The organism is Paraburkholderia diazotrophica (assembly GCF_038900755.1).
GTDB lineage: Bacteria > Pseudomonadota > Gammaproteobacteria > Burkholderiales > Burkholderiaceae > Paraburkholderia > Paraburkholderia diazotrophica_A.
Genome location: NZ_JBBPEN010000002.1, coordinates 128,009 through 148,715, shown reverse-complemented (window position 1 = coordinate 148,715; position 20,707 = coordinate 128,009). Strand labels below are relative to the sequence as shown.

Genomic DNA, 20,707 nt, shown 5'->3' with positions numbered 1-20,707 from the left:
CCGGTGAGGGCAATGTCCGGAACGGTCAGTCCCGGCGCGGCGAACATACGCCTTTGCTATACTCCCCGGATGATAGCGAAAATCAATGGCGATCGGGCACTTGCGCTCGCTCGTGACGTGCTCGACATCGAAGCGGACGCCGTGCGCTCCCTTCGCGATCATCTCGACGACTCCTTCGTCGAAGCGATCGATTTCATACTCGGCTGCCGTGGACGCGTGGTCGTCTCAGGCATCGGCAAATCCGGTCATATCGCGCGCAAGCTGGCGGCGACGCTCGCCAGCACGGGCACGCCCGCGTTCTTCGTGCATCCCGCCGAAGCGAGCCACGGCGACCTCGGCATGGTCACGGCCGATGACGTCTTCATCGGCATGTCCAACTCCGGCGAATCCGAAGAACTGGTCTCGATCCTGCCGCTGATCAAGCGCCTCGGCGCAAAGTTGATCGCGATGACCGGTCGCCCCACTTCGAGTCTCGCGAGGCTCGCCGACGTCCATCTATATTGCGGCGTCGAAAAAGAAGCGTGTCCTCTGAATCTCGCGCCGACGGCGAGCACGACAGCAGCGCTCGCGCTCGGCGACGCGCTCGCGGTGGCCGTGCTCGAAGCGCGCGGCTTCGGAGAAGACGATTTCGCGCGCTCGCATCCGGGCGGCGCGCTCGGCCGACGCCTGCTCACATATGTGCGCGACGTAATGCGCACGGGCGATCAGATGCCGATGGTCCTGTCCGGATCGACCGTGCGCGACGCGCTGTTCCAGTTGACGGCGAAGCGCATGGGCATGACGGCCATTGTCGACGAAAACGAGCGCGTCAAAGGCATTTTCACCGACGGCGACCTGCGCCGCGTGCTCGAACGCGACGGCGATTTCCGCGCGCTGCCGATCGAATCAGTGATGACACATGGCCCGCGTACGATCGGTCCCGACCGGCTCGCCGTCGAAGCCGTGGAACTGATGGAGCGTCATCGCATCAATCAGATGCTCGTCGTCGATGAAACGGGCAAGCTCATCGGCGCGCTCAACATGCACGACCTGTTCTCGAAGAAGGTGATCTGATGGCCTCTTCCGCCCTGACCGCGGCCGAACGCGCGAGCCGCGTGAAGCTGATGATTTTCGACGTCGACGGTGTGCTCACCGACGGCGGCCTGCTGTTTACGGCCGAAGGCGACACGATGAAGGCGTTCAATTCGATGGACGGCCACGGCGCAAAACTGCTGCGCGAAGCCGGCATCGACACGGCGATCATCACGGGGCGCAAGTCGGGCATCGTCGCGGCGCGCGCGCGGGAACTGCGCATCACGCATCTCTATCAGGGCGTCGAACACAAGCTCGAAGCGTTCTCGCAACTGCTGAACGAAACGGGCCGCGCGCCCGAAGAATGCGGCTATATGGGCGACGACTGGGTCGATCTGGCCGTGATGCTGAAAGTCGGCTTCGCGGCCGCGCCGGCTAACTCGCATCCCGAAGTGATCGCCCGTGCGCACTGGGTCAGCGAAGCGCGCGGCGGCCACGGCGCCGTGCGCGAAGTATGCGATGCGCTACTGCGCGCGCAAGGCCGCTATGACGCGCTGCTCGCGGCAGCGTGTAGCGGCGAGATGCCGCGGGGCCTCGTCGGATGAACCGGTTTCGCTGGACTTCGCTGATACCGCTCGTCGCGATGGCGGCGCTCGCAGGAATCACATATTGGCTGCTGCAAGCAACGCTGCCGCGCCAGAACGAAGGCGTCGTCAAGCCGAAGCAGCACACGCCCGACTATTTCGCCGACAGCTTCTCGGTGTCCGAACTCGATCAGTCGGGCGCGACGCAATACCGCCTCACCGCGGCGAAGCTCGTTCACTACGAGGACACCGAAGTGAGCGACCTGACCAAGCCCGCGATCCGCGCGTTTCAGCCCGGCAAGCCCGTCGTCACCGCGACGGGCGATCGCGGCACGGTGAACGCGGACGCGTCGATCGTCGATCTGTACGACAACGCGCGCATCCTTCGCGACGCGGGCTACGGCGATCCGCAGATGCAGGCCGATTCCTCGCATTTCCGCGTGCTCGTCAACGACGATGTGATCGAGACGGAAAAGCCGGTTAAACTTCAGCGCGGCCAGTCGATCATGACGGCCAGCGGCATGAAATACAACAATGTCACCCGGGTCATGCAGCTATTCGGCAACGTGCGCGGCGCCATCGCCCCCGTCGACTCCGGCGGCTCCCAGAAGCAACCCGGGTAATTCAATTCCAGGCGTGACTGCATGAACGAATCGTTCCCCCGTTTTGAGTCCGGCCGCATGCGCGCGCTGCGCGCGAGCCGCGCCGGACTTGCGGCACTGTTGATCGCATTACCGCTCGCCGGTTTTGCGCCGCTCGCGCACGCCGAGCGTGCCGACAAGGATAAGCCGCTCAACATCGAAGCGGACAACATGACGTACGACGACCTCAAGCAGGTCAACATTTTCACCGGCCACGTGGTCGCGACAAAAGGCACGATCGTCATCAAGGCGGACCGCGTCGAAGTCTCGCAGGACCCGCAGGGCTATCAATATGCAACGGGCACGTCGACGGGCAAGAATCTCGCGTATTTCCGCCAGAAGCGCGACGGCGTCAACGAATATATCGACGGCGATGCCGAACGCATCGACTACGACGGCAAGCAGGACCTCACCACGCTGACGACGCGCGCAACGGTGCGCCGCCTGCAAGGCCTTACGACGCTGATGGACGAAGTGCATGGCAGCGTCATCACGTATGACGGCCAGAACGATTTCTACACGGCGAAGGCCGGCAAGGACGTCGCGGGTCCGGGCAATCCGAATGGCCGCGTGCGCGCGATGCTGTCGCCGCGCAACGGCGGCGCGCAACCGATCAGCGGCCCGTCCGCGACGCTGCAACCGGCCAACCAATTCCAAGGACAAGGAACGACGAAGCCGTGAGCGCCCCCGCCCTTCCCAACCGAAAGCCCGCCGGCACCAGCAGTTCGCTCGTCGTACGCAATCTGAAGAAGCGCTATGGCTCGCGCACGGTCGTCAAGGACGTGTCGCTCGACGTGAAAAGCGGTGAAGTGGTCGGCCTGCTCGGGCCGAACGGCGCGGGCAAGACCACGTCGTTCTACATGATCGTCGGTTTGGTGCCGCTCGATGCCGGCGAGATCGACCTCGACGGCAAGTCGATCAGTCTTCTGCCGATTCACAAGCGCGCATCGCTCGGACTGTCGTATCTGCCGCAGGAAGCTTCCGTTTTCCGCAAGCTCTCCGTCGAGGAAAACATCCGCGCCGTGCTCGAACTGCAGATCGGCGAAGACGGCAAGCGGCTGTCGAAAGATGCGATCGCGTCGCGCACGGAAGCTTTGCTCGACGAACTGCAGATTGCCCATCTGCGTGAAAATCCTGCGCTGTCGCTGTCGGGCGGCGAGCGCCGCCGTGTCGAAATTGCACGAGCGCTGGCAACGAACCCGAGCTTCATTCTGCTCGACGAGCCGTTCGCGGGCGTCGACCCGATTGCCGTGCTGGAAATCCAGAAGATCGTGAAGTTCCTGAAGCAGCGCAACATCGGCGTGCTCATCACGGATCACAACGTCCGGGAGACGCTCGGTATTTGCGATCACGCATACATCATCAGCGACGGCAGCGTGCTCGCGGCCGGCGCCCCCGGCGACATCATCGAAAACGAGAGCGTGCGTCGCGTCTATCTGGGCGAACACTTCCGCATGTAAAGGCGCGCCCGCGCCGGGCGGCCGCCGCGTTCGGCTCGCCCTTCTTCGCCCAACCCTGCGCCTGTTTCACGAACGGCTCCCAGTAATTTTGACGCCGGACTGGCTTGTTTCCGCCGTCCGGGCCAAAATCTGATGCACGCGCGTTTTTGCGGGTGTCGCAATGTATCGCGGTCGTGGCAAACTCTCTACAATGATTCACAACTTGCCATGAAAGCCAGCCTCCAACTCCGCCTGTCGCAGCATCTTGCGCTGACACCTCAACTGCAGCAGTCCATCCGGCTGCTGCAGCTGTCTACGCTTGAGCTGCAACAGGAAGTCTCAATGGCGATCGCTCAGAATCCGCTGCTCGAAGCGGAGGACGACTGGATCGCGAGTCCGTTGCGCGTCGCCGCCGACGGGTCCGTGATCGCGCAGACGTCGCAGAACACCGCGCCGGAGGAAATGTCGAGCGCGCCGCCGTCCGCTTCGTCGACGTCAACCAGCGAGAGCGCCGATGGCGGCGAACCGCAGGGCGTCGACGAGTACAACGGCTTGGGCTCGGATGCGAACGCAGATTCGACGCAATGGAACCTCGACGACTACGGCCGTTCGGGTAACGCGTCGGATGACGACGATCTGCCGCCGCTGCAAATCCACGAATCGACTACGACGCTGCGCGATCACCTGACGGCGCAATTGCGCGTGACACAGGCGAGCCCGCGCGACCGCGCGCTCGTCACGTTCCTGATCGAATCGCTCGACGACGACGGCTATCTGACGGCCACCTTCGATGAAATTCTCGCTGATCTTCCCGAAGAACTCGAAGTCGATACCGACGAACTGAACGCGGCACTGGCGTTGCTGCATAGCTTCGATCCGGCGGGTGTCGGCGCGCGTTCGGCGTCGGAGTGCCTGCGTCTGCAATTGTGCCGACTCGAGCCGTCGCCGACGCGCACGCTTGCGCTCGATATCGTCGCGCATCATCTTGAACTGCTCGCCGCACGCGATTTCACGCGGCTGCGCAAATACCTGAAGGCCAGCGACGACGACTTGCGCGAAGCCCACGCGCTGATCCGCTCGCTCGAACCTTTCCCAGGTGCTTCGTACGGCAAGGCAGAAGCAGACTACGTCGTGCCCGACATCATGGTACGCAAAACGGCACAGGGATGGGTGGCCGAACTGAACCCGGAAGTCGTGCCGAAGCTGCGCATCAACCATCTATACGCGAATATCCTGCGCAACAATCGCGGCGATCCGGGCAGCGGTTCGCTGCGGCAACAACTACAGGAAGCGCGTTGGCTGATCAAAAATATTCAGCAGCGTTTCGAGACGATTCTGCGTGTCGCCCAGGCGATTGTCGAACGTCAAAAGAACTTTTTTGCCCACGGCGAAATTGCCATGCGCCCCTTGGTTTTGCGGGAAATAGCTGATACGCTGGGTTTACACGAGTCGACGGTCTCGCGTGTGACAACCGGCAAGTACATGCTCACCCCGTTCGGGACGCTTGAATTTAAGTACTTCTTCGGATCGCACGTGTCCACCGACACGGGGGGCGCGGCCTCTTCCACGGCCATTCGCGCACTCATCAAGCAACTGATAGGAGCAGAAGACACCAAATCTCCTCTTTCAGACAGCCGCATTGCCGAACTGCTGGCAGAACAGGGTTTCGTGGTAGCGCGCCGTACAGTTGCGAAGTATCGCGAAGCACTGAAAATCCCGGCAGTCAATCTGCGCAAGTCTCTGTAGCCCGCTGCCTCCTGTGGCGGGTATTTTCCGGCCGCGCCGCTGTATGGCGGAGCAGGCTGGCCGATGCGACCTGCCAGTAGCCTGTCAACGGGGGACGGCGTGGCAGTCGCGACAATCGACCGGCGCTCGCGCGATTCATGCGGACCAAGCGGCCACTAGCTTGGAGAAGCACTATGAATCTGAAGATCAGTGGACACCATCTCGATGTAACGCCAGCGTTGCGAGAATACGTGATCACCAAATTAGACAGGGTGCTAAGACATTTCGATCAGGTGATCGATGGCAATGTGGTCCTCTCGGTCGACAACCACAAGGAAAAGGAAAAGAGACAAAAGGTTGAAATCAACCTGCATCTGAAAGGCAAGGACATTTTCGTCGAAAGCTGCGATGGCGACCTTTACGCCGCGATCGACCTGATGATCGACAAGCTGGATCGGCAAGTCATTCGTCACAAGGATCGCCTGCAAGGCCATCAGCACGACGCGATCAAGTATCAGCCGGTGGCGGCGCAACCTGAAGTGCCGCCGCAATAAGCAGATACGGAAGTTACTTTCTTCCCCGCGAAACCGCCCGACATCGGGCGGTTTTTCGTTGAGTAGCCCGTCGCAATCGATTGCCCGTGCACCGCGTTTCATGCGAACGTTCGCGTCCGCACACGCGATAGTGGACGACTCGTCGTTTCGCTCATGGCGCGGCGCACCATCTGTTGCAACCCTGTTCTATAATGAATCGATTGCCTTTAGGGGTTTTGTCCAGCCCGAGTCCTGCACAAAGGGGTCGTTGCGGATCTCAGGGGTGGGGCTCATTGCGCATCGTTGTGTCCGCTATGAGCAGTTGCCACGCATGGAACGCTTTTCAAACGCCACAGCGAGGAGAATCCAGGCGACCTTTGCGCCTGCCAACATGAATCGTTTAGCCAAATATCTTCCCCTCGAAAACGTCGTCGTCGGTCTTTCGGTTACCAGCAAGAAGCGCGTATTCGAGCAAGCGGGCCTGATCTTCGAAAACCAGAACGGTATCGCCCGCAGCACAGTGACTGACAATCTGTTCGCGCGCGAGCGTCTCGGTTCGACGGGACTCGGCGAAGGCGTCGCGATCCCGCACGGCCGTATCAAGGGCCTCAAGCAGCCGCTCGCCGCGTTTGTGCGCCTGTCCGAACCGATCCCGTTCGAATCGCCCGACGGCCAGCCCGTTTCGCTGCTGATCTTCCTGCTGGTCCCGGAACAGGCGACGCAGCAACACCTGGAGATCCTGTCGGAGATCGCCCAACTGTTGTCGGACCGCGAAGCGCGCGAACGGCTGCACACGGAACAGGACCCGGAGGCATTGCATCGCCTGCTCACTCAGTGGCAACCTTGACGTGTCGGCGTGGCGCACTGTCCGTGAGAAGAGCACGCGGCCACGTCCGGAGCACGCGGCGATCGTCCCGTGAGCGGGGCGTCGCGGCGAACCGAACACATCCCGCGCGAAGCGGGGCGGAACGCGCGACCAGCGGGTCACAAGCGGATAGCGAGCAGGCAAACAGACCGGGCAACGGGCAGAGCGCACCGCAGCGGCACTACGGCAGCACCAGGGCAGCACCACAGCGGCACATATGAGGTCAGGGAGTCAGGGATTCATGGATACGTCCAGCATCAACGCCCAAAGCATTTTCGACGACAACGCCGCCGCGCTGAAGCTCAGCTGGCTGACGGGGCATGAGGGCTGGGAGCGCGGCTTCTCGGCGGAAACGGTTGCGACTGCAACGTCCAGTGCCGACCTCGTCGGCCACCTCAACCTGATCCACCCGAACCGGATCCAGGTGCTCGGCGATGCCGAAACCAATTACTACCAGCGTCAATCTGACGAGGACCGTTCGCGCCACATGGCCGAGCTGATCGCGCTCGAACCGCCGTTCCTGGTGGTTGCGGGCGGCGTCGCCGCGCCGCCGGAACTGGTCCTGCGCTGCACGCGTTCGTCGACGCCGCTCTTCACGACGCCGATGTCGCCGGCAGCCGTGATCGATAGCCTGCGCCTCTATATGTCGCGCATTCTCGCGCCGCGCGCAACGTTGCATGGCGTGTTCCTCGACATCCTCGGCATGGGTGTGCTGCTCACGGGCGACTCGGGCCTCGGCAAGAGCGAACTCGGCCTCGAACTGATCAGCCGCGGCCACGGTCTCGTCGCCGACGACGCCGTCGACTTCGTGCGCCTCGGCCCGGACTTCGTCGAAGGACGCTGCCCACCCCTGCTTCAGAATCTGCTTGAAGTACGAGGCCTGGGGCTGCTCGACATCAAGACGATCTTCGGTGAAACGGCCGTGCGCCGGAAGATGAAGCTGAAGCTGATCGTGCAGCTGGTACGCCGACCGGACGGCGAATTCCAGCGTCTTCCGCTCGAGAGCCAGACCGTCGACGTGCTCGGCCTGCCCATCAGCAAGGTCACGATCCAGGTGGCGGCCGGCCGCAACCTCGCGGTGCTGGTCGAGGCCGCCGTGCGCAACACGATCCTGCAACTGCGCGGCATCGATACCTTGCGCGACTTCATGGATCGCCAGCGTCTCGCGATGCAGGACCCCGACAGCCAGTTTCCCGGCAAGCTGATCTGACGCGATGGACGAGAAGCCGTACCGGCACAGCGGTTCGCACCGGATGCTATGATGAACTCAACGGATTCCTCGACTCCATGCGCATTATCCTGATCACCGGCATCTCCGGCTCCGGCAAGTCTGTTGCGTTGAACGCGCTCGAAGACGCGGGCTACTACTGCGTCGACAATCTGCCGCCGCGCTTTCTGCCAGAACTCGCCGCGTACATCGCGAGCGACGGCCAGGACAAGCTCGCGGTCGCGATCGACGCACGCTCGGGCGCCTCGCTCGAAGACATGCCGCAGATGATCCGCGATCTCGCCGGCCAGCACGACGTGCGGGTGTTGTTCCTGAACGCCAGCACGCAAGCCCTGATCCAGCGCTTTTCCGAAACGCGCCGCCGCCATCCGCTGTCGGGCTCGCCCGCGCACGATGCCGACGTCGGCGTGCTGACATCGCTTGCGGAAGCGATCGAACGCGAGCGAGAGCTGGTCGCAGGTCTCGCCGAGTTCGGCCATCAGATCGACACCAGCAACCTGCGGGCAAACGTCTTGCGCGCATGGGTCAAGCGTTTTATCGAGCAGGAGCACACGGGCCTCGCGCTGATGTTCGAGTCGTTCGGCTTCAAGCGCGGCGTGCCGCTCGATGCCGACTTCGTGTTCGATGTGCGCGCGCTGCCGAACCCTTACTACGACCGCGAGTTGCGTCCGTTGACGGGACTCGACAAGCCCGTCATCGATTTCCTCGATGCATTGCCGATCGTCCAGCAGATGATGGCCGACATCGAGTCGTTCCTGCAGAAATGGCTACCGCATTTCCGCGACGACAATCGCAGTTACCTGACCGTCGCGATCGGTTGCACGGGCGGACAGCACCGCTCGGTATTTATCGCCGAAACGCTTGCCGCGCGTTTCGCGAGCGAAGCGAACGTGATAGTGCGGCATCGCGATGCGCCGATCGACGTCGACGACTCATCGAAACTGGTCGCCTGAGGTCTCCGATGGTGGCTTGACCGGCCGCTCGAGGCGGCCCTAACCGAAGCGTTGCGCCATGTCCTCTACACCGTCAGTGCTTGCCGATGTGCCGCTTTTCCCACTGCACACCGTCCTCTTTCCCGATGGACTGCTGCCTCTGAAAATCTTCGAGGCCCGCTACCTCGACATGGCGCGCGACTGTCTGCGCGACAAGACGCCGTTTGGCGTGTGTCTGCTGAAAAGCGGTGCGGAAGTCGCGCAGCCCAACGAACCTTCTGTGCCGGAAGCGATAGGCTGTCTCGCGGAAATCGACGTGTGCGATGTCGACGAGTTCGGCATGCTGCTGATTCGCGCGCGCGGCACAGAACGGTTTCGCCTGCTGTCGCATCGCGTCGAATCGAGCGGCTTGCTGGTCGGCATGGCAGAGCCGATCGGCGGCGACTTGCCGCTCGAAGGCACCGGGCACATGGAGAAATTCGGCGCGTGCGCGGAAGTGCTCGAACGCATCATCGCGACCATACGCGAGCGCGACCCGGAAAGTCTTCCGTTCATCGAACCGTTCAGGCTCGACGATCCCACATGGGTATCGAACCGTTTGTCGGAAGTGCTGCCGATCGCGTTGAAGGCGCGGCAAAAACTGATGGAGTTGCAAGACGCCGGCGCGCGCATCGACGTCGTGCATCACTACATGCAGCAGCATCAGTTGCTATAAGCCGTTATTGCTCGCGCCGATCAGATCAGCGAACCCTGCAGGCCTTCCAGCAGCTTGCGCACGGGAGCCGGCACGCCATACGCGTCGAGTTCATTCAGCGACATCCACACGGTTCCGGCGTCGCGCGCATTCGCGGCGCTTGACGAGCGATCGAGTTCGGCGAGACGCGGCTCGATATCCAGCCTGAAATGCGTGAACACATGCGTGAGCGGCGAGAGCGGCGATACATCGGCGCTCGCGCCGAAGTCGCGCGCGAGTTGGGCGAGCGCCGCTTCATCCGCCGCTTCCGGCAGACTCCACAAGCCGCCCCAGATGCCCGACGGCGGACGCTTTTCGAGCATCACGGTATCGCCGTCGCGCAGCAGCAGCATCCACGTGCGACGCGTCGGTACGGTCTTTTTCGGACGCGCCGCCGGCAATTCGCGCTGACGGCCCGTCACCTTCGCCACGCAGTCCACCGCAAACGGACAGCGCGCGCAATCGGGCTTGCCGCGCACGCACAGCGTCGCGCCGAGATCCATCAGGCCTTGCGTGTACGCGCTCACGTCATCGTCGGTTGCGTTCACGGGCAGCAGCGATTCCGCGAGCAGCCACATGCCGTTCTCGACTTTCTTCTCGCCCGGAAAACCTTCGACGCCGAATACGCGGGCAAGCACGCGCTTCACGTTGCCGTCGAGAATCGTCGCGCGCGCACCGAATGCGAACGATGCAATCGCAGCCGCCGTCGATCGTCCAATCCCCGGCAGTTCCGCGAGCGCTTCGACCGATTCGGGAAACCGGCCGCCGTGCTGTTCCACGACGACCTGCGCGCAACGATGCAGATTGCGCGCGCGCGTGTAGTAGCCGAGGCCGGCCCATAGCGTCATCACGTCGTCGGCAGGAGCGCAGGCGAGCGCGGTGACATCGGGGAAACGCGCGAGAAAACGCGCGTAGTACGGAATCACCGTCGACACCTGCGTCTGCTGCAACATGATCTCCGACAGCCAGATCCGGTATGGATCGCGCGTGTTCTGCCACGGCAGGTCATGACGGCCATGTTCGCGCTGCCATGCGATCAGGCGCACAGAGAAATCGGACAGAGCGGGTATCGTGGCTGTCGAGCAGTCGGTCGCAGATGCGCTCAAAGAGGCAGCCGCGGAAACGGTCGAGGAAGCGGAAGCGGACATGAATGATTCAGCGCTGACAGGTCGGACAGTAGTAAGTGGAGCGTTGCCCCTGCACGATCTGTTTGATCGGCGTGCCGCACACGCGGCATGGCAGACCCGCGCGATCATAGACGAAATAGTCGAGCTGGAAGTAGCCGCTCTCGCCATTGCTGCCGACGAAATCGCGCAACGTGCTGCCGCCCTTTTCGATCGCGGACGCGAGCGTGGCGCGCACGGCGTCTGCAAGCAGATCGTAACGAACGAGCGAGATGCGTCCGGCTGGCGTGGTCGGCCGGATGCCGGCGCGGAACAGGCATTCGGATGCGTAAATGTTGCCCACGCCGACGACGATTTCACCTGCGAGCAGCACCTGCTTCACCGATACCTTGCGCCCCCGCGTCTTACGATGCAGCAGCGCACCCGAAAAAGACGGCGCGAACGGCTCGACGCCGAGCGCTGCCAGCAAGGGATGATCAAGAATGTCGCCTGCCGCGCGCGGGTGCCATAACACAGCGCCGAAGCGACGTGGATCGCGAAAGCGCAAAATGAAGTCGTCGAACACCCAGTCGACGTGATCGTGCTTTGCGGCTGCCGGCGGATGCGGCACGTTGCGCAGCACTCTGAGCGTCCCCGTCATGCCGAGATGCACGATGAACCAGCCCTCGTCGATCTCGAACAGCAGATATTTGCCGCGCCGTTCCACTTTGTGGACCAGCCGGCCATGCAGCAGGCGCGCGAAACCGGCTGGAATCGGCCAGCGCAGCGCGGGCGTGCGTACGTCGACGCGCTCGACGCGCCGCCCGGCGACAAACGGCTCGATTCCGCGTCGCGTAACTTCAACTTCTGGCAACTCTGGCATGTCTAACTGGTCTGCAACTTGCGTCCGTGGTTATGCGCTTATTGTAGCGAGCGCGTTACAATCGTCCGAAACATTGAACGGATCTGTATGAACCTGTCCTTCGTTACGCAGTTTTTCAAGCGCCGGACTGGTGTGAACAGCGTGCCGCACGCTGTTTCCCCACGCCGGCTGCTCGGTGTGGCCGCTCTGGCTGTCTGGGCGCTCGCCGCATCGCCAGTGCATGCTCAGGATCCGTCGCCCGATACGGATGACAATGCCGTCTCCGTGCAAGACGCCTTCGGCCCGGAATCCGCCGAAGAAAAGAACAATCTGCCGAACGTTGCGCTGACGAGCCAGATCGTCTTCCAGGTGCTCGCAGCAGAAGTCGCGCTGCAGCGCAATCAGCCCGCGCCCGCGTATCAGACCTATCTCTCGCTCGCTCGCGACACGCACGATCCGCGCATGGCGCAGCGCGCGACGGAAATCGCGCTCGCCGCGCAGAGCCCGTCGGATGCGCTGACGGCGGCGCAACTATGGCAACAATATGCGCCGACGTCCGAGCGCGCCGCGCAACTCGACGCATCGCTGCTCGTGCTGTCGGGCAAGCCCGATGACGCAAAGCCGATGCTCGCGAAAGAACTCGCGAAGATCGCGCCGGAAAATCGCGGCAACGGCATTCTCGCGCTGCAGTTGCTGATTTCGCGCGGGCCGAATCGCGTGGGCGGATTGCACGTGCTGCAGGATCTGCTCGCGAACGACATGAACCGCCCGGAAGCGCAATTCGCGATGGGTCGTCAGCAGCTTCTCGCCGACGATGCGCCCGGCGCGCGCAAGTCGCTCGAACAGGCGCTCAAGCTCAAGCCCGACTATCTGCCCGCCGCGCTGCTGCTCTCGCAGATGGGACCGGAAGAACGCAAGGAAGGCATCGAGTCGCTGGAAAAGTACGTCAAGGCCAATCCGAAGTCGCACGAAGCACGGCTCGCGCTCGCGCAAATGTACCTCGCGAGCGATCGCCTCGACGACGCGCAGAAACAGTTCGAGTACATGCAGAAGGACAACCCGAACGATCTGACGCCGCTGATGGCGCTTGCGCTCATCAAGATCCAGCAAAAGAATCTGCCCGAAGCGCAGAACTATCTGCAGCAGTACGCGCAGAGAGCCGAAAAAATGCCGGGCGCCGATGCGGGTCAGGCGTATATCTATCTCGCGCAACTGTCGCTCGAACAGAAGGACAACGACGCGGCGGGCCGCTGGCTGGACAAGATCTCGCCGACCAGCACGCAGTACGTCCCCGCTCAGATCACGCGCGCGCAGCTGCTCGAAAAGCAGGGCAAAGCCGATGACGCGCGCAAGCTGCTGGCGGGCATTCACCCACAGGACCCGCGCGATCAGGCGTTGATCGCGCGCACCGACGCCGCCATTCTCTTCGACGCGAAGCGTTATTCGGAAGCCGAAACGCGGCTCGCACAAGCCACGGGCGATTTCCCGGAAGATCCGGATCTCACCTACGACTACGCAATGGCTGCGGAAAAGAACAGCCATTTCGACGTGATGGAAACGCAGCTGCGCAAGCTGATGCGCACGCAACCGGATAACGCGCAGGCCTACAACGCGCTCGGCTATTCGCTCGCGGACCGCAACCAGCGTCTGCAGGAAGCGGACAAGCTCGTCGAGAAGGCGCTGTCGCTCGCGCCGAACGATGCGTTCATCATGGATAGCGTCGGCTGGGTCAAGTACCGACTCGGCGATACGACGGATGCGATCAATCTGCTGCGCAAGGCCTACGACCTGCAGCCGAACGCCGAAATCGGCGCGCATCTCGGTGAAGTGCTGTGGAAGAGCGGCGATCAAGACCAGGCGCGCGCGGCATGGCGCGATGCGCGCAAGCTCGAACCGGACAACGACACACTCGTAAAAACGCTCAAACGTTTTCAGGTGAACGATCTCTGATGCATTTTTCCCGTCTCGTGTTTTCAAGTCCAGCGCCGCGCCGCGCGGCGCTGGGTCTCGCAGCCGCAGCCGTCGTCGCCTTGGGGGGCTGTGCTTCCGTCAAGCCGCAGGGCCCATCCACGTCGAATGCCGCAACGGCTGTCACCGCGCAGACGGCCCGCGCGTATCACGGCCGTTTTGCCGTTCAGTACGTCGACCAGAACGGCCAGCAGCGCAATGCCTACGGCAATTTCGATTGGCAGGAGCGCGGCGACACTGTCACCGTGCAATTGCGCAATCCGCTCGGACAGACCATGGCGATCGTGACGTCGTCGCCGGCGACCGCGACGCTCGAACTGCCGAACCGTCAGCCGATGACGGCCGACAACGTCGCTACGCTGATGCAGAATGCGCTCGGCTTCACGCTGCCCGTCGAAGGACTGCGCTACTGGCTGCAGCCGTCCGTCGCGCCGACGTCGAAGGCGACGACCGAAAGCGATCCGCAGCAACAATCGCATCTGAAGCAGATTCAACAGGACGGCTGGACGATCGACTATCTCGCCTATGCCGATGCGCCCGCAACCGGCGTGAAGCGCGTCAATCTCGAACGTTCCGAACCGCCGCTCGACATCAAGCTCGTGCTCGACCAGTAACTGCGCGCACGCGCTCCTCGCAAAGACTCATGATCGAAACGAACGACTCGCTGCGCGACTGTCTCGCTCCGGCGAAGCTGAATCTCTTCCTGCACATCACCGGCCGTCTGCCGAACGGCTATCACGCATTGCAGACGGTGTTCCAGTTGCTCGACTGGGGCGACACGCTGCACTTCACGCGCCGCGACGACGGCGCGATTACGCGTGGCACCGAGATCGTCGATGTTCCCGCCGACGCAGACCTCACCGTGCGGGCAGCGAAGCTACTCAAGGAGCACACGGGCACGCGCCTCGGCGTGAACATCGAGGTCGACAAGCGCCTGCCGATGGGCGCGGGCCTGGGCGGCGGCAGCTCCGACGCGGCGACGACGCTGCTCGCGCTGAACCGTCTGTGGAAGCTCGACTTGCCGCGCGTGGAATTGCAGGCGCTCGCAGTCAAACTGGGCGCCGACGTGCCGTTCTTTATCTTCGGAAAAAATGCCTTCGCTGAGGGTATCGGAGAAGAACTTGAGCAGGTACAATTGCCGCCGCGCCACTTTCTGGTGGTGACACCGAGGGTTCACGTCCCAACCTCAGCGATTTTTTCCGAAAAAACGTTGACAAGAGATACAAAAGCCCTCACAATAGCAGACTTTCTTGCACAGCATAGCTGCAGCGCAGAATGGCCGGACAGCTTCGGCCGGAACGACATGCAGCAGGTTGTCGCGGGAAAATACGCGGAAGTCGCGCAGGTGCTTCGATGGTTTGACGACATCGCGCCGGCGCGGATGACGGGATCAGGCGCAAGCGTTTTTGCAGCGTTCCGTAGCAAAGATGAAGCAATTGCGGCGCAAGCCAAACTGCCCGTCGAATGGAACAGTGCAGTTACGGCAAGTCTGGATACGCATCCACTCTTCGCTTTCGCGGCATAAGTTTCGCGGCGCTGAATAGCCTACATGTTCAGCGAAGCTCAAAGTTAGTGTAGGGGAGTCGCCAAGTTGGTTAAGGCACCGGATTTTGATTCCGGCATTCGAGGGTTCGAGTCCTTCCTCCCCTGCCAAAAATTCTCGCAGTTCCTCGCCTCCCACAGCCTGAAGCAGGTGCATGATGAGCAGCCATGACGGCCTGATGGTTTTTACTGGCAACGCAAATCCGGCGCTTGCACAGGAAGTCGTCAAGATCCTCGGTATTCCCCTCGGTAAAGCAATGGTCTCCCGTTTCTCGGACGGCGAGATCCAGGTCGAGATTCAGGAAAACGTTCGTGGCAAGGACGTCTTCGTCCTGCAGTCCACGTGCGCGCCGACGAACGACAATCTGATGGAACTGATGATCATGGTCGATGCGCTCAAGCGCGCATCCGCCGGCCGGATCACGGCAGCCATCCCCTACTTCGGCTATGCCCGTCAGGATCGCCGCCCGCGTTCGGCGCGCGTCGCGATCTCGGCGAAGGTCGTGGCGAACATGCTGGAAATCGCTGGCGTCGAGCGGATCATCACAATGGATCTGCACGCTGACCAGATTCAAGGTTTCTTCGACATTCCCGTCGACAACATCTACGCAACGCCCGTGCTGCTCGGTGATCTGCGCAAGCAGAATCACGAGAACCTGCTGGTCGTGTCGCCGGACGTCGGCGGCGTGGTCCGCGCCCGCGCACTTGCAAAGCAGCTGAACTGCGATCTGGCGATCATCGACAAGCGTCGTCCGAAAGCGAACGTCGCTGAAGTGATGAACATCATCGGTGAAGTCGAAGGCCGCACCTGCGTGATCATGGACGACATGGTCGATACGGCCGGCACGCTCTGCAAGGCAGCGCAAGTGCTGAAAGAGCGCGGCGCAACGAAGGTTTTCGCGTATGCGACGCACCCGGTCCTGTCGGGCGGTGCTGGCGCGCGCATTGCCGCGTCGGCACTCGACGAAGTCGTCGTGACCGATACGATCCCGCTCGGCGAAGAAGCCCGCTCGTGCCCGAAGATCCGCTCGCTGACGAGCGCAGGTCTGCTGGCCGAAACGTTCTCGCGTATCCGTCGCGGCGACTCAGTGATGTCGCTGTTCGCGGAAAGCTAAAGTATTCGCGAAGGCGCCGCATGACGAATGCGGCGCTTTTGCATTTCGGCGTGAGCGGACGAAGGTTCACGCCGTCGTGTCTGGGGCCGTTAATCCGGTTTTAGGTATGCAGGCCCCGTCTTGCTGCCTGGTCGCGGGCAGATAATGGAGAATCAAATGAAAGTCATCGCTTTCGAGCGTAATCTGCAAGGTACGGGTGCGAGCCGCCGCCTGCGTAACTCGGGCAAGACCCCGGGTATCGTGTACGGCGCCGGCGAACCGCAACTGATCGAACTCGATCACAACGCGCTGTTTCACGCACTGAAGAAAGAAGCATTCCACTCGTCGATCCTCGACCTGGAAGTGGCAGGCAAGTCGCAACAGGTTCTGCTGCGCGACGTGCAATACCACCCGTTCCGTCAGATCATTCTGCACGTGGACTTCCAGCGCGTCGACGCGAACAAGAAGATTCACACGAAGGTGCCGCTGCACTTCCTGAACCAGGAAACCAACCCGGCTGTGAAGCTGGGTGGCGCGGTGATCTCGCACGTCATCAACGAAATCGAAGTCGAATGCCTGCCGGCCGCTCTGCCGGAGTTCATCGAAGTCGATCTGGTGAAGATCGAAGCAGGTCAATCGCTGCACGCAGCGGACATCGTTCTGCCGGCTGGCGTCGCACTCGTTGCGCACCTCGCAGCAGAAAACCCGGTGATCGTTTCGGCGCCGATTCCTGCCGGTACCGTGTCGGAAGAAGCATCGGCTGAAGGCGAAACGCCGGCTGCCGAATAAGGCCGCTATCCTCTCGATCCGTTTCCATGGAACGGTCGACGTAACCCGCCGCGGTTCGCCCCGGCGGGTTTTTTTTCGATTTTTTCCAGGCCGCGTGCGTGCCGCGCGGCTCACTCGAACATGATCAAGCTGATCGTCGGGCTCGGCAATCCGGGCGCCGAATACACCGCGACCCGCCACAACGCCGGCTTCTGGCTCGTCGACCAACTCGCGCGCGAAGCAGGCGCGATGTTGCGCGACGAACGGCGCTTTCACGGCTTCTATGCGAAAGTGCGTCTGTATGGCGAAGAAGTGCATCTGCTCGAGCCGCAGACGTATATGAACCGTTCGGGTCAATCGGTCGTCGCGCTCGCGCATTTCTTCAAGATTTTGCCGGATCAGATTCTCGTCGCGCACGACGAACTCGATCTGCCGCCCGGCACCGTCAAGCTGAAGCTCGGCGGCGGCAGCGGCGGACATAATGGGCTGAAGGACATTTCCGCGCATCTGTCGACGCAGCAATACTGGCGACTTCGTATCGGAATCGGCCATCCGCGCGACCTGATTCCCGAGAGCGCACGCGCGGGCGCGAAACCGGACGTCGCGAACTTCGTGCTGAAGCCGCCGCGCAAGGAAGAACAGGACTTGATCGACGCGTCGATCGAGCGCGCGCTTGCCGTGATGCCGACCGTCGTCAAGGGCGAACTCGAACGCGCGATGATGCAGCTGCATCGCAACCCCTGACGCGGCGCGCGTCGGGGCAAAGGAGAGAAGCTTGAGCCACTACTGGAGCGATATCGTTCATCGGCTGACGCCGTACGAGCCGGGCGAACAGCCCGCGCTTGCGCATCCCGTGAAGCTGAACACCAACGAGAATCCGTATCCGCCGTCGCCCGGCGTGGTGAGCGCGGTCCGCAACGAACTGGGCGAGCACGCCGAGTCGTTGCGCCGCTATCCCGATCCGACTGCGCGCGTGCTGCGTGAGACGGTGGCCGCGCATCATCGACTGAAGGCGGATCAGGTGTTTGCGGGCAACGGCTCAGATGAAGTGCTCGCGACCGTATTTCAGGCGCTTCTGAAGCACGATAAGCCGATTCTCTTTCCCGGTATCACATACAGCTTCTATCCGACGTACGCGCGTCTCTACGATGTCGCGTATCGGACGATTCCACTCGACGACGCGTTCAAGATTCGCATCGACGACTACATGCAGCCGAACGGCGGCATCCTCTTTCCGAATCCGAATGCGCCGACCGGCCACGCGCTGCCGCTATCGGACATCGAGCGAGTGGTCGCATCGAATCCCGATTCGGTGGTCGTCGTCGATGAAGCGTATGTGGACTTTGGCGCGCAGTCTGCGATTTCGCTGATCGGCAAGTATCCGAATCTGCTCGTCGTGCATACGACGTCGAAGTCGCGCTCGCTCGCCGGCATGCGCGTCGGCTTTGCTTTCGGGGATGCTGCGTTGATCGATGCATTGAATCGCGTGAAGGACAGCTTCAACTCGTATCCGCTCGACCGTCTCGCGCAAGCCGCCGCGACGGCCGCATACACGGACGACGCGTGGTTCCGCGATTGCACCGAGAAAGTGATCGCAAGCCGCGAACGGCTCACTGTGCAGTTGACCGCGCTCGGCTTCGAAGTCGTGCCGTCATCGGCGAATTTCGTGTTCGCGCGTCACGCCGGATACGATGCCGCGACGCTTGCCGCGCGGCTCAGGGAAAAGGAAATCTTCGTGCGACACTTCAAGGCGCCGCGCATCGATCAGCATCTGCGCATTTCGATTGGCACCGATGCCGAGTGCGACACGCTCTTGAATGCGCTGAAGGAGATCGTCGGCTGATACGCCGAGAACAAGACAAGCGGCGCGCCCAGAGCGCCGCTTTGGGTGAGATCACGCGCTCTTTGCGGCCTGCAGCGCGTTGTACTTCGTCATCAACTGTTCCGGCGTCTCGAGATGTTCCGGATTGTGCGGAATACATTCGACGGGACACACCTGCACGCATTGCGGCTCGTCGAAATGGCCGACGCATTCGGTGCACTTCTTCGGATCGATCACATAGATTTCCGGGCCCATCGAAATCGCGTCGTTCGGGCACTCGGGCTCGCAAACGTCGCAATTGATGCACTCGTCGGTAATCATCAGGGCCATGCTGTTCTCACTTCATGCCGGCGCGCGTCGCGCGCATGCCGGCTAACATTCCGTAATCTGCAATTTTACGCCTGTCGGATTGACCACGTTCAGCATCCGGTTATCGACTACGAGAACGCAGCGCTCCGTCGGGCGACAGAGATCACGGTTGCGCCGCCGCCCGCGCCTGCTCCATTGCCGCGACCTTGTCCTGCAGCCGCTTTTCCACCGACGGGAATACGAACTTGCTCACGTCGCCGCCGAGTTGGGCGATCTCGCGGACGATCGTGCCCGAGATGAACTGATACTGATCGGACGGCGTCATGAACATCGTCTCGACGTCCGGCAGCAGATAGCGGTTCATGCCCGCCATCTGAAACTCGTACTCGAAGTCCGATACGGCGCGCAGGCCGCGCACGATCACGCGCGCGTTGTTGACGCGGACGAAATCCTTCAATAGCCCCTTGAAGCTCATCACCTGCACGTTCGGATAGTGGCCGAGCACCTCGTTGGCGATGTCGAGCCGCTCTTCGAGCGAAAAGAACGGCCTCTTGTTGCGGCTATCCGCCACTCCCACCACCAGCGTGTCGAAAATGCTCGATGCGCGGCGCACGAGGTCCTCGTGACCACGCGTGAGCGGATCGAACGTACCGGGATACACGGCGACTACCATGGGATTTCTCCTCTCTACAGACTAGAAGCGTGCCGGAACGCCCGCAGGACCTGTCCGACAACGACACCGCGCGTTCAGCGGCAAGCCGCCCGGCGCTTGTTATGAACGCGCATTATTCCTCATTTTCGCGTTGCAGCAAATGATAGCGGACGGCGCCAGCCTTTCCCTCGCGGATCAGCGTCCAGCCTTCGAGCGCCGCGTTTGCAGCAGCGTCGAGCGATTCTCCGGACTCGACATAAAGAAAGCCATCCGCGCTTACGAGCGGTACGGCGACCTCGAGGGCGCGGCCCAGCAGATCCTCGCCGAATGGTGGATCGAGAAAGACCACGTCGAACGAGCTGGGCGCGAGGCTTGCGGCGAGACGCAACGCATCCGCCTCGGCGATTTCGATCGCGCTCGCCGACAGCTTGGCCTGATTGGCGCGCAACTGCGCCGCCGCGCGCGCGTTGCGCTCCACCATCAGCACACGCGCCGCGCCGCGCGACGCGGCCTCGAAGCCGAGCGCGCCGCTGCCGGCGAAAAGGTCCAGACAGCGTTGGCCGTCAAGCCGCTGGCCGAGCCAGTTGAACAGCGTTTCGCGGACGCGGTCGGGCGTCGGACGCAGCCCGTCGATGTCGATCACGGGCAGCGGCGTGCGTTTCCAGTCGCCGCCAATGATGCGAATGGTGTGCGCCTGGCCACGGCCGGACGGCGCGCTTCTTGCGCGTGCAGGGGAAGTACGGGGCATGCGGTTCGTGTGTTGAGCGTGCGCCTGCCTGTCGCGGATGCGGTCGAAACGCGTCGGGATCGATAGATCGCGTGGGCTTCGTCGACAGGCGGGCCGGAGCGCCCACGTTACCACACGCGCGCGGTGGCCTTCGCCGAAGTTCACCGGC

The 20,707-nt window shown here is 62.4% G+C and carries 23 protein-coding genes and 1 tRNA gene; 19 read left to right on the top strand and 5 right to left on the bottom strand.

Translation table 11 applies throughout. The features are described 5' to 3' along the window. Positions 1-69 precede the first annotated feature (69 nt). The 11 genes from kdsD to AABE10_RS05955 all read left to right on the top strand — a co-directional run bounded on the left by kdsD (position 70) and on the right by AABE10_RS05955 (position 9,673). Positions 70-1,053: an arabinose 5-phosphate isomerase KdsD gene (gene kdsD, locus AABE10_RS06005; RefSeq protein WP_342932389.1), complete on the top strand. Its 984-nt coding sequence runs from the start codon at positions 70-72 to the stop codon at positions 1,051-1,053. After that, on the top strand, positions 1,053-1,616 hold the full coding sequence (locus tag AABE10_RS06000) for an HAD family hydrolase (protein WP_342932388.1): 564 nt from the start codon (positions 1,053-1,055) through the stop codon (positions 1,614-1,616). Before kdsD ends, AABE10_RS06000 begins: the two co-directional genes overlap by 1 nt. After that, a complete protein-coding gene (gene lptC / locus AABE10_RS05995; RefSeq protein ID WP_342932387.1) occupies positions 1,613-2,218 on the top strand; it encodes an LPS export ABC transporter periplasmic protein LptC in 606 nt (201 codons plus the stop codon). The genes AABE10_RS06000 and lptC overlap by 4 nt, the downstream gene beginning before the upstream one ends. Positions 2,219-2,239: 21 nt before the next feature. Then, positions 2,240-2,917 carry a lipopolysaccharide transport periplasmic protein LptA gene (gene lptA, locus AABE10_RS05990; RefSeq protein WP_342932386.1) on the top strand — a complete coding sequence of 226 codons (678 nt, stop codon included), beginning with the start codon at positions 2,240-2,242 and terminating at the stop codon, positions 2,915-2,917. Beyond that, complete coding sequence (gene lptB, locus AABE10_RS05985) at positions 2,914-3,696, top strand: LPS export ABC transporter ATP-binding protein (RefSeq protein ID WP_060599301.1); 783 nt, start codon at positions 2,914-2,916, stop codon at positions 3,694-3,696. The genes lptA and lptB overlap by 4 nt, the downstream gene beginning before the upstream one ends. Before the next feature lie 207 nt (positions 3,697-3,903). Beyond that, on the top strand, positions 3,904-5,421 hold the full coding sequence (locus AABE10_RS05980; protein ID WP_342932385.1) for an RNA polymerase factor sigma-54: 1,518 nt from the start codon (positions 3,904-3,906) through the stop codon (positions 5,419-5,421). A gap of 173 nt (positions 5,422-5,594) precedes the next feature. After that, entirely contained in the window at positions 5,595-5,954 is a 360-nt protein-coding gene (gene hpf, locus AABE10_RS05975; RefSeq protein WP_342932384.1) for a ribosome hibernation-promoting factor, HPF/YfiA family, read from the top strand. 310 nt (positions 5,955-6,264) lie between these two features. Beyond that, entirely contained in the window at positions 6,265-6,780 is a 516-nt protein-coding gene (ptsN, locus tag AABE10_RS05970; RefSeq protein WP_342933073.1) for a PTS IIA-like nitrogen regulatory protein PtsN, read from the top strand. A 259-nt stretch (positions 6,781-7,039) separates the two neighbouring features. Continuing rightward, positions 7,040-8,008 (top strand): HPr(Ser) kinase/phosphatase, encoded by a 969-nt coding sequence (hprK, locus tag AABE10_RS05965; RefSeq protein ID WP_028365019.1) that lies wholly within the window; start codon positions 7,040-7,042, stop codon positions 8,006-8,008. A 77-nt stretch (positions 8,009-8,085) separates the two neighbouring features. Continuing rightward, a complete protein-coding gene (gene rapZ, locus AABE10_RS05960; RefSeq protein ID WP_342932383.1) occupies positions 8,086-8,979 on the top strand; it encodes an RNase adapter RapZ in 894 nt (297 codons plus the stop codon). Positions 8,980-9,037: 58 nt separating this feature from the next. Continuing rightward, complete coding sequence (locus tag AABE10_RS05955; RefSeq protein WP_342932382.1) at positions 9,038-9,673, top strand: LON peptidase substrate-binding domain-containing protein; 636 nt, start codon at positions 9,038-9,040, stop codon at positions 9,671-9,673. A 20-nt stretch (positions 9,674-9,693) separates the two neighbouring features. Here AABE10_RS05955 and mutY read toward each other — a convergent pair whose 3' ends face one another. After that, positions 9,694-10,839: an A/G-specific adenine glycosylase gene (gene mutY, locus AABE10_RS05950; protein ID WP_342932381.1), complete on the bottom strand. Its 1,146-nt coding sequence runs from the start codon at positions 10,837-10,839 to the stop codon at positions 9,694-9,696. A gap of 7 nt (positions 10,840-10,846) precedes the next feature. Then, positions 10,847-11,677 (bottom strand): bifunctional DNA-formamidopyrimidine glycosylase/DNA-(apurinic or apyrimidinic site) lyase, encoded by an 831-nt coding sequence (mutM, locus tag AABE10_RS05945; protein WP_342932380.1) that lies wholly within the window; start codon positions 11,675-11,677, stop codon positions 10,847-10,849. 87 nt (positions 11,678-11,764) lie between these two features. On the opposite strand from mutM, the gene AABE10_RS05940 reads away from it, so the two are divergent. The 8 genes from AABE10_RS05940 (at position 11,765) to hisC (ending at position 18,871) form a co-directional block, all read left to right on the top strand. Then, entirely contained in the window at positions 11,765-13,606 is a 1,842-nt protein-coding gene (locus AABE10_RS05940; RefSeq protein WP_342932379.1) for a tetratricopeptide repeat protein, read from the top strand. After that, a complete protein-coding gene (gene lolB, locus AABE10_RS05935) occupies positions 13,606-14,238 on the top strand; it encodes a lipoprotein insertase outer membrane protein LolB (RefSeq protein WP_342932378.1) in 633 nt (210 codons plus the stop codon). Before AABE10_RS05940 ends, lolB begins: the two co-directional genes overlap by 1 nt. 29 nt (positions 14,239-14,267) lie before the next feature. Continuing rightward, positions 14,268-15,149, top strand: coding sequence for a 4-(cytidine 5'-diphospho)-2-C-methyl-D-erythritol kinase (ispE, locus tag AABE10_RS05930; protein WP_342932377.1), 882 nt, complete (start codon positions 14,268-14,270; stop codon positions 15,147-15,149). A 51-nt stretch (positions 15,150-15,200) separates the two neighbouring features. Continuing rightward, a tRNA-Gln gene (locus AABE10_RS05925) sits at positions 15,201-15,277 on the top strand. Between the two features lie 47 nt (positions 15,278-15,324). Beyond that, on the top strand, positions 15,325-16,281 hold the full coding sequence (locus AABE10_RS05920; protein ID WP_087734318.1) for a ribose-phosphate pyrophosphokinase: 957 nt from the start codon (positions 15,325-15,327) through the stop codon (positions 16,279-16,281). A 156-nt stretch (positions 16,282-16,437) separates the two neighbouring features. Beyond that, positions 16,438-17,049 (top strand): 50S ribosomal protein L25/general stress protein Ctc, encoded by a 612-nt coding sequence (locus tag AABE10_RS05915; RefSeq protein ID WP_342932376.1) that lies wholly within the window; start codon positions 16,438-16,440, stop codon positions 17,047-17,049. 120 nt (positions 17,050-17,169) lie between these two features. Then, positions 17,170-17,772: an aminoacyl-tRNA hydrolase gene (gene pth / locus AABE10_RS05910; protein ID WP_342932375.1), complete on the top strand. Its 603-nt coding sequence runs from the start codon at positions 17,170-17,172 to the stop codon at positions 17,770-17,772. A 31-nt stretch (positions 17,773-17,803) separates the two neighbouring features. Next, positions 17,804-18,871 (top strand): histidinol-phosphate transaminase, encoded by a 1,068-nt coding sequence (gene hisC / locus AABE10_RS05905; protein ID WP_342932374.1) that lies wholly within the window; start codon positions 17,804-17,806, stop codon positions 18,869-18,871. Between the two features lie 51 nt (positions 18,872-18,922). Here hisC and AABE10_RS05900 read toward each other — a convergent pair whose 3' ends face one another. The 3 genes from AABE10_RS05900 to rsmD form a co-directional block, all read right to left on the bottom strand. Further along, complete coding sequence (locus AABE10_RS05900; protein WP_342932373.1) at positions 18,923-19,180, bottom strand: YfhL family 4Fe-4S dicluster ferredoxin; 258 nt, start codon at positions 19,178-19,180, stop codon at positions 18,923-18,925. A gap of 142 nt (positions 19,181-19,322) precedes the next feature. Further along, entirely contained in the window at positions 19,323-19,832 is a 510-nt protein-coding gene (gene coaD, locus AABE10_RS05895) for a pantetheine-phosphate adenylyltransferase (protein WP_087734149.1), read from the bottom strand. 112 nt (positions 19,833-19,944) lie between these two features. After that, on the bottom strand, positions 19,945-20,559 hold the full coding sequence (gene rsmD, locus AABE10_RS05890; protein ID WP_342932372.1) for a 16S rRNA (guanine(966)-N(2))-methyltransferase RsmD: 615 nt from the start codon (positions 20,557-20,559) through the stop codon (positions 19,945-19,947). Between the last annotated feature and the right edge of the window lie 148 nt (positions 20,560-20,707).

Bases quoted from the DNA above. Each gene is read 5' to 3' on its own strand.
- rsmD (WP_342932372.1), bottom strand. From the start codon at position 20,559: ATGCCCCGTACTTCCCCTGCACGCGCAAGAAGCGCGCCGTCCGGCCGT.
- pth (WP_342932375.1), top strand. From the start codon at position 17,170: ATGATCAAGCTGATCGTCGGGCTCGGCAATCCGGGCGCCGAATACACC.
- AABE10_RS05915 (WP_342932376.1), top strand. From the start codon at position 16,438: ATGAAAGTCATCGCTTTCGAGCGTAATCTGCAAGGTACGGGTGCGAGC.
- ispE (WP_342932377.1), top strand. From the start codon at position 14,268: ATGATCGAAACGAACGACTCGCTGCGCGACTGTCTCGCTCCGGCGAAG.
- AABE10_RS06000 (WP_342932388.1), top strand. From the start codon at position 1,053: ATGGCCTCTTCCGCCCTGACCGCGGCCGAACGCGCGAGCCGCGTGAAG.
- rapZ (WP_342932383.1), top strand. From the start codon at position 8,086: ATGCGCATTATCCTGATCACCGGCATCTCCGGCTCCGGCAAGTCTGTT.
- AABE10_RS05940 (WP_342932379.1), top strand. From the start codon at position 11,765: ATGAACCTGTCCTTCGTTACGCAGTTTTTCAAGCGCCGGACTGGTGTG.
- mutY (WP_342932381.1), bottom strand. From the start codon at position 10,839: ATGTCCGCTTCCGCTTCCTCGACCGTTTCCGCGGCTGCCTCTTTGAGC.
- lptA (WP_342932386.1), top strand. From the start codon at position 2,240: ATGAACGAATCGTTCCCCCGTTTTGAGTCCGGCCGCATGCGCGCGCTG.
- lolB (WP_342932378.1), top strand. From the start codon at position 13,606: ATGCATTTTTCCCGTCTCGTGTTTTCAAGTCCAGCGCCGCGCCGCGCG.
- AABE10_RS05955 (WP_342932382.1), top strand. From the start codon at position 9,038: ATGTCCTCTACACCGTCAGTGCTTGCCGATGTGCCGCTTTTCCCACTG.
- hprK (WP_028365019.1), top strand. From the start codon at position 7,040: ATGGATACGTCCAGCATCAACGCCCAAAGCATTTTCGACGACAACGCC.
- lptC (WP_342932387.1), top strand. From the start codon at position 1,613: ATGAACCGGTTTCGCTGGACTTCGCTGATACCGCTCGTCGCGATGGCG.
- ptsN (WP_342933073.1), top strand. From the start codon at position 6,265: ATGGAACGCTTTTCAAACGCCACAGCGAGGAGAATCCAGGCGACCTTT.
- hpf (WP_342932384.1), top strand. From the start codon at position 5,595: ATGAATCTGAAGATCAGTGGACACCATCTCGATGTAACGCCAGCGTTG.
- AABE10_RS05900 (WP_342932373.1), bottom strand. From the start codon at position 19,180: ATGGCCCTGATGATTACCGACGAGTGCATCAATTGCGACGTTTGCGAG.
- kdsD (WP_342932389.1), top strand. From the start codon at position 70: ATGATAGCGAAAATCAATGGCGATCGGGCACTTGCGCTCGCTCGTGAC.
- mutM (WP_342932380.1), bottom strand. From the start codon at position 11,677: ATGCCAGAGTTGCCAGAAGTTGAAGTTACGCGACGCGGAATCGAGCCG.
- AABE10_RS05920 (WP_087734318.1), top strand. From the start codon at position 15,325: ATGAGCAGCCATGACGGCCTGATGGTTTTTACTGGCAACGCAAATCCG.
- coaD (WP_087734149.1), bottom strand. From the start codon at position 19,832: ATGGTAGTCGCCGTGTATCCCGGTACGTTCGATCCGCTCACGCGTGGT.
- AABE10_RS05980 (WP_342932385.1), top strand. From the start codon at position 3,904: ATGAAAGCCAGCCTCCAACTCCGCCTGTCGCAGCATCTTGCGCTGACA.